Here is a 14,772-nt window from a genome sequence, read left to right as displayed (position 1 = left end):
CCCCCGCGCCCGTCGCCGAACTTGCGGCAGCCGCGCGGCTGCCCCTGGATGTCGTGGTCGAGGACGCCGCCCACGCCCTCGGCGCCTCGGTGGGCGACCGGCCCGTCGGAAGCCTGTCGAGGGCGACCTGTTTCAGCTTCTACGCCACCAAGAACCTGCCCATCGGCGAGGGCGGCATGGTCACCACCGACGACGCCCTGCTGGCCGCCCGGATCCGCCGCACGAGACTCCACGGCATGTCCACGGACGCCTGGCGCCGCAACCTGCCGGGCGGCCACTGGCGCTACACCGTCGAGGACGCCGGCCTCAAGGCCAACATGACCGACGTGCAGGCCGCGATCGGCCGGGCCCAGCTGAGTCACCTCGACGACTGGCAGCGGCGGCGGCACACGCTGGCGGAGCGGTACGACACGGCACTCGCGACCGTCCCCGGACTGGAACCGCCGGACGCCGCCACCGCCGGACGGCACGCACGGCACCTGTACGTCGTACGGGTGCTGGAGGAGTACGGGACCGGCCGGGACGAGCTGATCGACCGGCTGGGGGAGTGCGGCATCGGTACCTCCGTGCACTTCGTCCCCCTGCACCGGATGCCGTACTTCCGGCGGGTCGCGGTCATTCCGCCGGACGGGCTCCCGGGAGCCGACGCGCTCTTCCCCCAACTGCTCTCCCTGCCCCTGCATCCGTGGCTCACCGATCACGCCGTCGACCGGATCTGTCGTGAGCTGGCGCGCCTCGGCGCCGGGCGAGGAGAATCCCACCGGCCGGCCGGACTGCGCACCCTCGTCATCGGAGCCGGCGAAGCCGGGCGGGCCCTCGCCCGGGACCTGGCCCGGACACCGCAGTTCGGGCTCGACCCCGTCGGCTTCCTCGACGACGACCCGGCCAAACGCCGTACGGCCCTCATCGGGGACCTGCCCGTCCTGGGAGAGCTGGACGACGCCCGGGCGGCTGCGCTCGCCCATCGGATAGAGGTCGTCGTCGTGGCCATCCCCGGTCTGGGCCGGGACCGCTTCCGCCGGGTGGCGCGGGCGGCCGAGGCCACCGGAGCGAGCGTGCGCTATCTGCCGTCGTTCGTCGCGGCACTCCGCCGGGACGTGGTGGGCAGCGACATGAGGGCGCTGGACGTGCACGAACTGATCGGCCGCAGCGAAATGCACGTGGTCAGTCCGGAGGCCCGCTCGACGATCGCCGGACGCCGGGTCCTGGTGACCGGGGCCGGCGGTTCCATCGGCAGCGAACTGTGCCACCAGATCCGCGCCTTCGGCCCCAGCCGGCTCTTCCTCCTCGACCACGACGAGTCGAACCTGCACAGACTGCAACTCGAGCTCTACGGCGACGCCCTGCGCAGCGACGACATCGTCATCTCGGACATCCGGGACCGCCCCCGGATCGACCAGGTCTTCCGTGACCTGCGCCCCGAAGTGGTCGTCCACGCGGCCGCGCACAAACACCTGCCGCTCCTCGAACGGCACCCCTGCGAAGGCGTGAAGTCGAACGTCCGGGGCACCGACAACCTCGTCCGCGCCGCGGTCGCGACCGGCACCGAACGCTTCGTCCTCATCTCCACCGACAAGGCGGCCGACCCGGTGTCGGTGCTCGGCGCGACGAAGCGGCTCGCCGAACTCATCGTGCGTGGCGGCCAGGACGGCGCCCGGTCCGGCACCGTCTTCGCCGCCGTCCGCTTCGGCAACGTCCTCGGCAGCCGTGGTTCGCTGTTGTCGGTCGTCGCGGAACAGCTCGGCGCGGGCTCGCCGGTCACGGTGACCCACCCGGACGTGACCCGGTTCTTCATGACCGTCGAAGAGGCCGTCGGTCTGGTCCTGGAGGCCATGCGGATGGCCCGGGGCGGAGAGGTGTTCGTCCTCGACATGAGCGGGCCGGTGCGGATCGTGGACCTGGTCCGCAAGTTCGCCCGCTCCGTGAACGTCCCGGACGTCGACATCCGCTTCACCGGCCTCCGCCCGGGAGAGAAGCTCAACGAGACGCTGTTCGCCGCCCAGGAGCACCACACACGCACCGCCCACCCCCGGATCCTCGCCGCGACACCCACCGCCCACGAGGACCGCCCCTCAGCACTGACACAGCGGCTCACCGCCCTGTACGCCGCGGCGGAGCGCAACGACGGCGGCGAGGTCCGCCGGATGCTCGCCGGACTCCTCCCCGGCTTCCCGGCCGCGGAGCCGCGACAGCAACCGCTCTCGGTCATGGCCGACCCGTACCCGGACGACTTCTGATGTCCCCGCGCGGTCAGTGGCAGCACTGGGCACCGAGGCCGGACGCAGGGCCGCACCACCGGTTCCTGCGCGGGGCACTGGCGTTCGCCCTCGTCGCCGTACTCACCCTGCTGGGACTCGGCGTCGGCGGTGTGTGGTGGGCGACGAACCACTACGGCGACCAGGTCACGAGGATCCCCCATGCCTTCCCGCAGGGTCCACGGCCACCCGCGGACGGCAGGGGAACCACCTTCCTCCTCGCCGGAGTCGACAGCCGCTCCACCAAGCCGACCACGGGAACCGAGGCCACCACCCGGCTCTGGACCTACGGCGCGCAGCGCAGCGACACGCTGATGCTGGTGCATCTCGACGCCGACGAACGCACCGCCTACACGATGTCGATCCCCCGGGACAGCTGGGTCCCCATTCCCGGCCACGGCTCCGCGAAGGTCAACGCCGCGTTCTCCTGGGGCGGCCCGCCCCTGCTCATCCGGACCGTGGAACAGCTCACCGGCACCCGCGTCGACCACTTCGGTGTCATCGACTGGCACGGCTTCAAAACCCTCACCGACGCCCTGGGCGGAGTCCCCGTCACCATCCCGGTGAACTCCTACGACCCCGAGCAGCACCACCACTTCACCGCCGGCACCCACCTCATGAACGGCACGGAGGCCCTGGCGTACGTCAGGCAGCGGCACGGTGTCCCCGGCGGCGAACTGGACCGCATCAAGCACCAGCAGCAGTTCCTGCACAGCCTGGCCGGCCGGATCCGCGGCCGGGTCGCCCTCACCGACCCGCTCGGCGCCGCCCGCATGCTCGACGCGATCACCGGCACCGTGAGCGTCGACGACCGGATGTCCAACGGCGATCTCCGCAACCTCATCCTGGGCCTGCGTCACCTGACCACCTCAAACACGTCGTTCAGCACTGCGCCGATCGTCCGGTCGGAGCTGGTCGAGGGGCAGTACGCGCTGATCCTCGACAGGGCGAAGCTGCGGGCACAGTGGCGGGCGGTCGAGACGGAAGACCGGCACGGGACCGGGACTTGAGGCCTGCGATGCGCCCCGCGAACCGGACCGGACCGGTCTCAGCCGGGGACGCCGGGCCTGCTGTGCCGGACCGGCCCGAGCGTGCCGCCCTGGTCCCCGAGGTGGGCTTCAGCGCACTGGCGCAGGCGGCTCCGATGCTCGCCAACCTGGTGCTGACGCCCTACCTCATCCGTCACCTGGGCCTGGACCGGTTCGGAGTCTGGTCGTTGATCCTGGTCTTCCTCGCCACGCTGACCGTGCTCGACGGCGGTGTCGGCGCGTCACTGGCCCGCTTCCATGCGCGGCACGCCGCACACGGCGACCGCGCGGGCACGGGACGGCTGGTGATCGGGTCCCTCACGGTCTTCCTCGGACTGGGCGCGCTGGTCACCGGAGCGTGCCTGCTCCTCACCCCGGCGATCCTCTCCGCCGCCGGCGTACCGCCCAGGCTGCGCGGCGAGGCGGGACAGTTGCTGACCGCACTCGGGCCGCTGCTGGCCCTCGCCCTGGCCGCCAACTCCGCCACCGCCCTGCTCCAGGCGAACGCCCGGTTCCGTGCCTTGGCCGGTGTCAGCGGCGGCTCGTGCCTGGTCTACGCGGCAGCCGTGACCATGCTGGTCAGGAACGGCCAGGACCTGCCGCTGCTCGCGGTTCTGGCGGCCGGGCGCTATCTGCTCATGACGGTCTGCGGCCTGTGCATGGGAGCGCGCCACATCCGTATCCGGCGGCCGCTGCTGCCCCCACGGGCCGAGCGTCGGGACTTCGGCAGCTATGCCGTGCGCATGCAGTTGTCCGGCTTCACCGTCTTCCTCAACGGCGAGATCGACGCTCTCGTGGTCGCCGCGCTGCTGCCGGTGCGTTACGTCGGCGTCTACGCCGCCGGCTACCAGGCCGCGATGGCTCTGCGCAGCGTGCCGCTGTTCGCGTTCCCGCCGATCCTCACCCGGATGACCCGGGTCTTCTCCCAGGACGGACTCCCGGGCGCGGTACGGGAGTTCCACGTGCTGCAGGCCCGTTGGCTGCCGGCCGTCCTCACCTACGGGGTGGTGACCACCGCTTCCGTGGGCCTCGCCGTCCAGGTGTGGCTCGGCACCGGGCTCGCCCTCAGCGGCGCCGTCGCCACCGTGCTGCTGGCCGGCTATTCGGTGCAGGTGGCGTTCACCGGCGTACGCACCTGTTTCGTGCGCGCGATCGGCCTCCCTGGTTACGAGACGCGCTACTCGTGGTTCTCGACCGTGGTCAACCTCGTCCTGACCGTGCCGCTGACGCTGTTGTTCGGCGTCCTGGGCGTCGTGCTTGCGACGGCCATCGGCCTCACCGCCGGTTCCCTGTACTTCGTCGTCCTGTGCCGGCGGTTCGCGGGACTGCGTGAGCGTCGGTTGCCGAAGCGCTGGCTGCCCGCGACCGCGGTGGCCGCAGCCATGGCCGTGCTGGGAGACCTGTTGATCCTGCGGCCGGGCTGGCACGGGTCACTGCCGCTGCTCCTGGCGGGCCTCCCCGTGCTCGCCGGCCTCGCCGCCGCGGCTGCCCTGTTGCCGCGTGAGCTGAAGGAGGAGGAAACCTCATGAACCCCGTCGCCGCGTCACGGGCCGGGCGAGTGCTGATCCTGGCCCAGCTGGACGGTTTCGCCAACAGCGTCAGACCTCGGGCCATCGAGCGCTTCCTGCGGGAGCGCGGCCACCAGGTGCAGTTGGTGGACACGAACTGTCTCGCGCGGGCCTCCGGCACACCCGGCACCCTGGGAAGGATGCTGCCGGCCTCGCCGCGACCGGCCCGACTCGCGATGTACGCCAATGACGTGGCGTCCAAAGTCCTGACCCGCCGCTGGTCGTTCGGGCGCCGCCATCTGTCGTACCACGTCCTGAGGGCCGATCACCGGCTGCGCCGACGCGTCCTCGCCGGCCTGCTGGATCTCGACGAGTACGACCTCGTCATCTGTGAAACGCCCTACGACGCCGGGGTGTTGACGACAGGTACGTCGGCCGTGACTCTTTACGACTGCCCCACGCCCTGGGCCGACGAGGTGTTCTGCGAGGGACGGCTCACCAAGCGGCAGCACGACCGGTTCCGACGCTGGGAGACGAGGCTCCTGGAGGAGGTGGAACACCTGTCGTACCACTGGGAGACGTATGGGCGGTACGCCGTCTCGCAGTACGGGGTCAGCGGAGCCAACATCCTTCGGCTGAACTGGGGTTGTACACCCGCCGCCGAGCCTGCCCGGTTCGCGGATCCGCCGCGCGTGGTGTACCTCGGCTCACTGTCCGGACAGTTCATCGATCTCCGGCTGCTGGCCCGGCTGGCCGCGCGGTATCCACATCTCGACGTCTACGGGGGGCCGCCGCCGGATCCCTCCCTCGGTCTCCGATACCTGGGCTACGCGTCCTCGGACGTCCTGAAGGAGTACCAGTTCGGCCTGATCACCTGTACCGGGGATCTCATGCGCCAGGAGGGCTTCTCCGCCAAACACCTGCACTACCTCGCACACGGGCTTCCCGTCCTGGTCCCCGCCTGGCGTCGGCACCTCGACCTGTTGCGCGGTTCGGTGCCCTACACGGAGGAGAACTTCACCGCCGTCATCGACGAGTTGAGCGACGAGGCCGCATGGCGGTCGGTCAGCGACGTGGCGTACCGGCAGGCGGAGCGGCTGGACTGGAACCGGACCCTGGAGCCGTTGGAGGAGCTGCTGGCCGGCTCGACCTCACGTACGCCGCGTACTGCCGGGCGGCGAAGGCGACGCCACGAAGTTCGTTCCAGCGCCCTCGCGCCAGCGCGAACACCGCCCGGCAGGGCAGTTCGACGGCCAGGGTGACACCGACGAGCGCCGGCACCTGCGCCCGCTGCCAGTGCAGACGGGCGAATTCCGTTCTGCCCCGGAGCGAGTGGAACAGGCGCGGGCCGAGAACCTGCGCGGAGCTGACTCCGCCGACGTGCCAGACCCGGGCGTCCGCGAGGTGATAGCTGAGGAATCCGGCCTGCCGGGCCCGATAGGCGAGATCGACCTCCTCGTAGTACAGGAAGAAGCGCTCGTCGAAGCCGCCCAGTTCCTCGAACACGGGCCGCCGGACAAGGAAGAACGCACCGATGACCTGGTCCACCGGGCGGCTGTCGTCGACCTCGCGCACGGACATCCACTGGCGCGGCATCAGCCGGGGAAACAACCGGGAAAGACCACATGCCCTGGCCACGACCATCGACAGCCGAGGGAACCGGGCACAGGACTCCTGGAGGGTGCCGTCGTCCTTCACCATCTGGCCGCCGCAGATGCCCACGCTCGCCGTGTGCAGGCCGGCGAGGAATCCGACCGCTCGGTCAAGGGCGTCCGGGTGGAGCCGGGTATCGGGATTGAGGAACAGCACGAAGGGAGCGTTCCCTTCGTGTGCGCCCTGGTTGCAGGCTGCCGCGAATCCGCGGTTGTGCGCGTTGCGGATGGTACGCAGCGGCAGGGCCAGATCGTGGAGACCGTCCGCCGATCCGTCGGTGGAGGCGTTGTCCACCACGACCACGCGGGCGAGCGCGTACGCGGAGCTTCGGGCCGTGGCGATGGAGTCCAGGCACCTGTGCAGGCACCGGCCCGTGTTCCAGTTGACGACGACGATGTCGAGGCGCGGCAGTTCGCTGTGCGGCACGAGCACCAACCTCCTCCGGTGTCGTCAGACGGCACCCCGGCTGCCGACGAGACTGCGCTGCCGTTCCCCGGACACCAAGGGGCCGGCCTTCGGCACTCGCACCGGCGTGATCGTGGCCACGAGGAGCGCGAAGGTCAGCGCATTGCTGATGCCGAACGACCAGGGGCGCTCCAGGACCGAGGTGAGCAGGACCGGCAGCAGCACGCTCGCCGTCACGGGGAGGCCGGGGACGCCGCCTCGGGCCAGGAGATGCACCAGCAGGAGCAGGAAGAGGAGGAGAGCGGCGAGCCCGCCCGCGTACAGCGTGTCGATCCACTGATTGTGCAGGGACGGTGAGACGGCGGCGGGGATCTCGCCGGCCTGGTACTTGCCGGACCACGTCTTGCCGCCGAATCCGATCAGCGGCGACCGGCTCAGTTCGTCCCGGGCCATGTCCCAGATGGTGGCGCGGTCGCCGAGGGTGTCGGAACCCGGGTGGTGGAACGGGACAAGCAGACCGATCGCCGCCGCGCCACCCAGCACCGGCAGAGCGAACAGGGCCTGCCCGGGCGACGTGACAGGGTCCGGTGCACCGGCCTCGTCCGGGAGCGCCGGGCGCAGGAGCACCAGAAAGATCAGCACCCCCACCGCGGTGACGGCGCCCAGCTTGCTGCCGGTCGCGACCGCCACGAGGGCGACGTAGCACGCCAGCAGGAAGCGCACCCGGCCGCGCAGTCCCAGCCAGACGAAGGGGATGCCGGCGACCAGGAGCAGGCTGAAGATGTTCTCGTTGGTGAACACGCCCGGGTAGAGGATCCCCAGCACACCGCACGGGTTGTCGGTCCGGCATTCACGCAGCACCGTGGCCGGCTGGATGATCGCCTCGGCCCCGCTCAGCACCGTGAACAGCAGGACGACGGCCGCTCCGCCCAGCAGTGCCGAGCGCCCGGGCCGGGCCACGGCCGCCGCCAGGAGGGCTGCGACCAGGACGAGTTGTCGCGGCGCGAAGGGTTGCTGTCCGTGCAGGCCGTCGGAGAAGGCGAGCAGCAGTACGAGGGCCAGGGCGATGAGCGGAGCGGTGTTGACGCGTGCCCGCTCGCCGAACAGCCGGTGCAGGAAGAACACGGCGAGCGAGGCCAGCAGCAGGGCGTTCGATGCCGTCCCGATGCGGTTCACCCACTGCGGGAAACCGATCTCCACTTCGCCCAGCGGGTCGAGCCGTTCGGGCCGGCCCGTGTGGATCACGTAGACGACGGTGGGCAGACTGGCCAGCCCGCCCACCAGAAGGATCATCGTCGAGGTGAGGTCCCAGTCCCCGGAGGCCCGGGCGCGACGCAGTGCGACTCCTGCCGGGACCAGCGACAACAGGGCGAGGATCCCCAGGAGCAGCGCTGTACGTGCCTGATCCTGCGTCATCCGGACCTCACCGCCTATTCATGGTGCCGACGCGGGACTGTTGCGCCGTCCAGGGCCCTGGCCGGGGCGGGCTCGGGTTCTCCGGTCCGGTCCGGCGGTTCGGGGTTCCGCGGCGGCTGCCAGTCGGCGAGCCCCTCGGCATGTGTCCCGGTGAGTACGGCCCCGAGGACGGGTGCGTGAACCGCCGTGAGGGTGTCGAGGGCACGGACCGCGTCGTCGCGACGGGTCTTTCCGGCCCGTGCCACGAGCAGTACGCCCTGCGTCATGGAAGCGAGTACGGCTCCGTCGGCGAAGGACAGCAGCGGTGGGCTGTCCACCACGACGAGATCCGCGTCCGCCTCCAGGGCGCGCAGCAGCGACGCCATGTCGGGCGAGGACAGGAGCGTGTTGGGATCCGCCGGGGCGGATCCCGCGGGCAGGACCCGGATCAGGCCGTCGCCCCAGCTCTCCAGAGCCGTGTAGAGAGGTGTGTTGTGGGTGAGGACACCGGTGAGGCCCGGGGTGCCGTGCAGACCGAGTTCCGCGGTGAGGCGGGGGTGGCGCAGATCGGCCTCCAGGAGAATGACGCGGTGCCCGGTGGCCGCGACGGAGGTTGCCAGGTCGATCGCGGTCCGCGTTCGGCCTTCCCCGGGCCGTGCGCTGCTGACGAGCAGTGAGTCCGGGATGCCGTTTCCGGCGCTGAACGTCAGGCGGGTGCGAAGCTGGCTCAGGGCCTCCGTCCGCCTGGTGGTGCCCAAGTGCCGTGCGCTGTCCGCGCGTTGCCGGGCAGGCGGGGGCACGGTGCCCAGCGTGGTGAGGGACAGCCAGCCGCTGAGGTCGGCCGCGGTACGGATCGTGGTGTCGAGCGAGTGACGCAGTACGGCACCTCCGACCCCCACGGCGATCCCCGCGACCAGCCCGATGGTCAGGTTGAGCCCGGGACGGGGGCTCGTCGGCGCGGACGGCGGCTGGGATCCGCCGACGACACTGGCCTTGATCAGCGGAGGGGCTCCCACCGACGACGCTTCGATGGCCGAGATGTACTTGGTGAACTGGACGGCGGTCGCGTCGGCGATCGCCTGGGCCCGGTCGGCCGACGCGTCGTTCACCCGGATGTCGACCAGTGTGGTGTCGAGTGGCGCCTGCGCGCTGATCTTCTCCGCGAGCAGTCCGGGCGTGGTGTGCAGGCCGAGTCGGGCGATGACTCCGTCGAGGACCGCGGGGCTGGTCACGATGCGGGTGTACGACTTGACACGCTGCTGGGTGAACAGGCCGCCCTGGTAGGCGTCGCCGCTGTTCTCGTCACTGGTCGCGATGAACAGCTGGGCGGTCGCCGTGTACGTGCGGGGCATCAGGGCGGTCACCGCGACCGCGCCCGCCAGACCCAGCAGCACACATGCCATGACGAACCGCCACCGTCGGCGCAGTGCGACGAGGTAGTCGTGGAGATCCATGGAAGCTCCTCCCCGCGGGCCGTTCCGGCCGCTCTTGACGGGGTCTGACCGAGGTAGCAATATATGGATTCATCCAGTTTTACGACGTAAACATACGGTATCAGCTTACGGCTGGAATGCGGAACCATGGAACGTCGCCCGGACCGCTGTGCGGTCACTCCTTACGGCCGGGGAGCCGGCAGTTCCCGGGTGCGCGTGTTCGAGTGGCTGGACCGCATCGACACGGACTTCACCGTGTCCGGCTATCTGTCGCTGACCGATGCCGCCGCCTCGCGTCTCGTACGGCACCCGCTGGCCCTTGCGCGGGCGGAACTGAGGCTCGGCGCCATCGCGCGAGCCCGGCCCCGGCGCCTGCTGCTGCACCGTGAGGCTTCGCCGCTCAGCCGCGGCTGGTGGGAGCGGCGGCTGCTGACGAGTGCGGAATTCGCCGTGTACGACTTCGACGACGCCCTGCAGTGGGACCTGGGCGAGGGCGGCCTCGCTCGCAGGTTCGCCCCCAAGGCGGGCAAGGCGCGACTGGCCGTCCAGTACGCGGACCGGGTCGTCGCCGGCAACGCCGTACTGGCCGACTGGGCCGCCCAGCACCACCACGACGTCGTGGTGATCCCCAGCTGTGTGGCGGTGGAGGACTACACGCCCAAGACGTCCTACGCGCTGCACGACCCGCCCCGCCTCGGCTGGATGGGATCGCCTCACAACGAGGCGTCCCTGCGGCTGATCGCCGCACCGCTCACGGAGGTCCACCGCCGGACCGGCGCGCGGCTCACACTCGTCGGAACGACCGCACCGTCGCTCGGCGGCCTGGAGTCCTTCGTCGACCGGGTCCCCTGGAATCCGGACACCCAACGGACGGCGCCGGCCGCCATGGACATCGGCCTGATGCCGCTGCCGACGACCGCCTACGGTCTGGGCAAGTGCGGCTACAAACTCCTTCAGTACGCCGCCGCCGGACTGCCCGCCGCGGCCAGCCCCCTCGGCGTGAACGGCGAACTGCTGTCCCGCTTCGGCCTGCCCGCGCCGCGCACCCAGGACGACTGGACCAGCGCGCTCCTCGCACTCCTCGACGCCTCCGCGGCCACCCGGGAGCAGCTTGGCCGCTCGGCCCGGGAGATCGCCGGCCGCGACTATTCCTACGACACGTGGTTGCCGCGCTGGGCGGCGGCCCTCGAACTCCCGGAGCCGGGAGCACGATCGGCCCCGCGTGGCATTCCGGCCGAACGCCGGCCTGCCGCGGGACCTGACAGGGGCGTCCCATGCACATGATCCATCGCAGCCCCGGACCGGTCCTGCCCACACCGGGCCCCGTCCGGCTCACCCGGGCCCGTCGGGTCCTGGACGTCGTCCTCTCCGCGCCCCTGCTCCTGCTGCTCGCCCCGTTGCTGCTCCTGCTGGCCGTGGTGGTCGCCCTCGCCGGCGGGCGTCCCGTCCTGTTCCGGCAGCGACGGATCGGAGAGGGCGGGGCCGAGTTCACGCTCTACAAGTTCCGGACGATGCGCAGGGACAGTGCGGGGCCCGGGGTCACCGGCGGCCGCGACGTGCGAGTGACCGGCACGGGGCGTCTGCTGCGTCGACTCGGCCTGGACGAACTTCCGCAACTGTGGAACGTGCTGCGCGGCGACATGACCCTCGCCGGTCCGCGTCCCGAGACCCCGCACCTCGCCCGCCGCTATCCGCCGGAACACCTGTGGGTGTTCCGGCACCGTCCGGGTCTCACCGGACCGTGCCAGCTCCGCTCACGTGCCTACGCCGCGCTGCTCGACGGCCGTCCCGACCCCGAGCAGTACTACCTCACCGTGCTCGTACCCCAACGCACCGCGTTGGACGCGGAGTTCCTGCGCCGTGCCACAGTGTCGAACGTTCTGCGCCTCGTCGTACGGACGATCCTCTACCTGCTGGCTGCCCCATGGGATCGAGGAGGCGGGTCCTGATGCGCGCCGTGGTGACCGGTGCCGCCGGATTCATCGGCTCGCACCTGTGCGAACACCTGGTGGCCTGCGGAGACGAGGTCGTCGGGGTCGACGCGCTGACGGAGTTCTACGCGCCCTCGCGCAAACGCCGGAATCTGTCCCGGCTGCTCGGCGGCGACCGCTTCACCTTTCGCAGGGGCGATCTGCTGGAGCTCCCGCTCGAACCGCTTCTCGCGCAGGCGGACGCTGTCTACCACCTCGCGGGCCAGCCCGGCGTCCGCGGCTCCTGGGGCGAGGAGTTCGGTGTCTATCTCGAACGCAACGTCCTGGTCACCCAACGCGTACTGGAAGCGGCACGGGACACCGGACTGCGACGCCTGGTCTTCGCGTCCAGCTCGTCGGTCTACGGAGACGCCGAGACGTACCCGACACCGGAGACGCTCCGCCCCCGCCCCGTCTCCCCGTACGGCGTCACCAAACTCGCCGCCGAACAGCTCTGCGAGACCTACCGCACCGTCTTCGGTGTCCCGGCGGTCTCCCTGCGGCTCTTCAGCGTGTACGGCCCCGGACAGCGCCCCGACATGGCGTTCTCGAAACTCGTCGCCGCCGCCTGTACACACCGGCCCTTCCCGCTGTACGGGGACGGCGGACAGAGCCGTGACTTCACCTACGTCGAGGACGTCGTGACGGCCATGCGGGCGGCGGCGTCCTCCTCGTGGTCGGGAGTCGCCAACATCGGCGGAGGGAGCGAGGTGACAATGCGTCAAGTCATCTCGCTGATCGGAGAGTTGACCGGTCCGGTACGGGTCGTGCAGGGGCCCGTCTGCCCGGGCGACGCCCGCCGCACCGCGGCCGACATCACCGTGGCCCGTGACGCCTTCGGCTATCGGCCCGGCACCGGCATCCGTACGGGACTCGCTGCGATGGTGCGGGCCCAGCGGGCCTCCCGGAGCGACCCGAACGCCCGGCCCGCTGAGCCCCGCCGTAGTACGCGATGATCTCCCCGGCCGTCATCTCCCGCTCGCTCTTCCGCCCCAGGAAGTAGAGGGCGCAGGCATCGTCCTCCGCGAAGTCGGGCGGGACGAACCGGTCCAGCGCCCGGAGCCAGCACATCAGTCCCCGTACCGCGCGGCCCGCGAGGGCGGAGCGGGTCAGGCCGCGGGTCAAGTGGTCGGCACTCCACAGGAGTTGGGTGCCCGGGCCGGCGACGGGGCCGGCGGCGAGCTGCTCGAAGCGACGGAAGAGGTGGCGGTGGCCGCTCGCGGTGTACCGGGTGAAGTCGTGGGCGCCGGCGTGCACTTGTTGCAGGAAGGGGGTCTCCGCGTAGACCAGCCCGTCGTCCTTGAGGACCCGGTGGATCTCGGCGACCACCTGGGGTGGATCCAGTACGTGCTCCAGTACCGCCTGCGCCAGCACCGCGTCGACGCTCGCCGTGCGCAGTGGAATCCGGTGGGCGTCCGCGATGAACTGGGTCACGGGGCTCGCGACGATGTCGAAGCCGATGACCTGGACGCGAGGATCGCGGTAGACGGCGCCCACACCGTTGCCGACCGTGGCCCCGCCGACGACCAGCAGTGTCGGTGCCGGGCCCGGGAGGCGTCGTAGCAACAGGTCGATGTTGTGGGCCGCGACCCGGTTGGGCGGTTTCCAAAGGGGCCGGAGAGCGGCCGGGAGGCGGTCGACGAGTCCGGCGGAGGCGCACTCTCCGGCATCCGTTCGTGCGGTCGGGGCCACCGTCTCCTCCCGGTCCACAACGCTGTGCTCGAAGTCGACGAGGACCGGCCACCGGGCGGCCAGCGGGAAGGCCGACGGGGCGTGGCAGGGGCAGTCGGGCGCGGTGCAGCCGAGTCCACCGGGCTGCTTCGTCAATGTCGATCGACAGCGCGGGCAGACCAACAGCCGCTCGATGTCCGCCAGTTCAGCCAGGGGCATACCGATCCCTCCCGGTTGTTTCCGGAGTGCCTCGTGTGCGGTCCTGGTGCGAATTGACCTCGATCGAGGCTGAGAGGATGATGTATGTATACAACGTAAATATACGGCTTTATTCGGCGTCGGTGGTGATGGATGATGCGGAACGGGATCCTTGTCCCGCGCGCGGGCCGGGCCGACGGCGCTGTCGTCCGCTGGCCCGCGCCGCCTCCACGGGTCACGCCGGCGGTGCGTCTGCTGTCACCGCCGGCGCTGCCCCGCATCAAGGTTCTGCACGTCATCACCCGCTTCACGGCGGGAGCGGGGGCCAACACGTTGCTGTCGGCCGAGGGAATGGACCCCGACCGGTACGAGGTGTGGATCGCCGGAGTGCCGGGCGGTGAACTCTGGGAGCGGGCGCGCGCCGCCGGGGTGCGTACGGTCGAGATACCGGGGTTCCGGCACACCCTGGCTCCCGCTGACCCGCTGGTGCTGTGGCGCCTGGTGCGGCTGGTCCGGCGGGAGCGGTTCACCGTGGTGCACACGCACTCGGCCAAGGGCGGGTTCCTCGGCCGGGTCGCCGCTCGGCTGTGCCGCACGCCCGTGGTGGTGCACACCTTCCACGGCTTCAGCTTCCACCCGTACATGTCGCGCCCCAGGCGGACGGCCTACCGGTGGCTGGAGCGGTCCACACGCCGCCTCACCCACCGCTTCCTCGCGGTGTCGCCGCGCGTCGCGCAACAGGCCGTCGAGGAGCGGCTGGCCCCACCGGGCCAGGTCGACGTGGTGCCCTCGGCGGTGGACCTGGGGCACCTCCCCGAACGCTTCGATCCCGCCGCCCGCCGCATGCTCGGCGTGCCCCGCGGCACGGCCCTCATCGGTACCGTCGGCCGGATCGACACCCAGAAGGCACCCCTGGACTTCGTCCGCACGGCAGCCGCGATCCACGCCCGTCGTCCGGGCACCGCGTTCGTGATGATCGGTGCCGGGCCGCTGGAGGACGAAGTGCGCCGGCTCGCCGCGGAGTTGGACGTCGAGGTGATCCTCACCGGGCACCGGCCGGACGCCGCCCGGCTGGTGGCCGGTCTCGACGTCTTCGTGATCACCTCGCTGTACGAAGGACTCGGCCGCGCTCTCACCGAGGCGCTGGCCACCGCCCGCCCGGTCGTCGCCACGGCCGTGAACGGCGTACCGGACCTGGTGGAGCACGGCGCCACCGGCCTGCTGGTCGCACCCGCCGATCCGGACGGCGCGGCACG

General features: G+C 71.1%; 10 protein-coding genes and 1 pseudogene. 7 read left to right on the top strand and 4 right to left on the bottom strand.

The window, feature by feature from the left end; all coding sequences use genetic code 11:
* The 3 genes from R6V09_RS28430 to R6V09_RS28420 form a co-directional block, all read left to right on the top strand.
* Nucleotides 1-2,237 (top strand): polysaccharide biosynthesis protein (locus R6V09_RS28430; protein ID WP_317884292.1); only part of this gene is annotated, 2,237 nt, incomplete at its 5' end.
* Nucleotides 2,237-3,265, top strand: a complete 1,029-nt coding sequence (locus tag R6V09_RS28425; RefSeq protein ID WP_317884291.1) for an LCP family protein — start codon at nucleotides 2,237-2,239, stop codon at nucleotides 3,263-3,265. The genes R6V09_RS28430 and R6V09_RS28425, both read left to right, overlap by 1 nt.
* 62 nt (nucleotides 3,266-3,327) lie before the next feature.
* Complete coding sequence (locus R6V09_RS28420) at nucleotides 3,328-4,812, top strand: lipopolysaccharide biosynthesis protein (protein WP_317884290.1); 1,485 nt, start codon at nucleotides 3,328-3,330, stop codon at nucleotides 4,810-4,812.
* Between the two features lie 1,044 nt (nucleotides 4,813-5,856).
* Here R6V09_RS28420 and R6V09_RS28415 read toward each other — a convergent pair.
* The 3 genes from R6V09_RS28415 to R6V09_RS28405 are packed head-to-tail and all read right to left on the bottom strand — an operon-like array spanning nucleotide 5,857 to nucleotide 9,698.
* Nucleotides 5,857-6,870, bottom strand: a complete 1,014-nt coding sequence (locus R6V09_RS28415; RefSeq protein ID WP_317884289.1) for a glycosyltransferase family 2 protein — start codon at nucleotides 6,868-6,870, stop codon at nucleotides 5,857-5,859.
* A 24-nt stretch (nucleotides 6,871-6,894) separates the two neighbouring features.
* Complete coding sequence (locus tag R6V09_RS28410; RefSeq protein ID WP_317884288.1) at nucleotides 6,895-8,265, bottom strand: O-antigen ligase family protein; 1,371 nt, start codon at nucleotides 8,263-8,265, stop codon at nucleotides 6,895-6,897.
* Between the two features lie 14 nt (nucleotides 8,266-8,279).
* A complete protein-coding gene (locus tag R6V09_RS28405) occupies nucleotides 8,280-9,698 on the bottom strand; it encodes a Wzz/FepE/Etk N-terminal domain-containing protein (RefSeq protein WP_317884287.1) in 1,419 nt (472 codons plus the stop codon).
* A 126-nt stretch (nucleotides 9,699-9,824) separates the two neighbouring features.
* Here R6V09_RS28405 and R6V09_RS28400 point away from each other — a divergent pair, with 126 nt between their 5' ends.
* Genes R6V09_RS28400 through R6V09_RS28390 form a run of 3 tightly spaced genes read left to right on the top strand, consistent with a single transcriptional unit; the run spans nucleotide 9,825 to nucleotide 12,603 of the window.
* Nucleotides 9,825-10,961, top strand: a complete 1,137-nt coding sequence (locus R6V09_RS28400; protein WP_317884286.1) for a glycosyltransferase — start codon at nucleotides 9,825-9,827, stop codon at nucleotides 10,959-10,961.
* On the top strand, nucleotides 10,952-11,626 hold the full coding sequence (locus R6V09_RS28395; RefSeq protein WP_317884285.1) for a sugar transferase: 675 nt from the start codon (nucleotides 10,952-10,954) through the stop codon (nucleotides 11,624-11,626). Before R6V09_RS28400 ends, R6V09_RS28395 begins: the two co-directional genes overlap by 10 nt.
* Nucleotides 11,626-12,603, top strand: coding sequence for an NAD-dependent epimerase/dehydratase family protein (locus R6V09_RS28390; protein WP_442810154.1), 978 nt, complete (start codon nucleotides 11,626-11,628; stop codon nucleotides 12,601-12,603). The genes R6V09_RS28395 and R6V09_RS28390 overlap by 1 nt, the downstream gene beginning before the upstream one ends.
* 247 nt (nucleotides 12,604-12,850) lie before the next feature.
* Here the strand turns inward: R6V09_RS28390 and R6V09_RS54690 are convergent.
* A pseudogene (locus tag R6V09_RS54690) lies at nucleotides 12,851-13,537 on the bottom strand (class I SAM-dependent methyltransferase); the annotation flags it as partial.
* A gap of 132 nt (nucleotides 13,538-13,669) precedes the next feature.
* On the opposite strand from R6V09_RS54690, the gene R6V09_RS28380 reads away from it, so the two are divergent.
* Nucleotides 13,670-14,772, top strand: a 1,103-nt coding sequence (locus R6V09_RS28380) for a glycosyltransferase (protein ID WP_317884283.1), incomplete at its 3' end; no start/stop codon positions are given.

The sequence above is a fragment of the Streptomyces sp. W16 genome, from assembly GCF_033194735.1.
Classification (GTDB): domain Bacteria; phylum Actinomycetota; class Actinomycetes; order Streptomycetales; family Streptomycetaceae; genus Streptomyces.
Note: the sequence above shows the minus strand (reverse complement) of the source record. Positions and strands in the feature narration are given on the sequence as shown.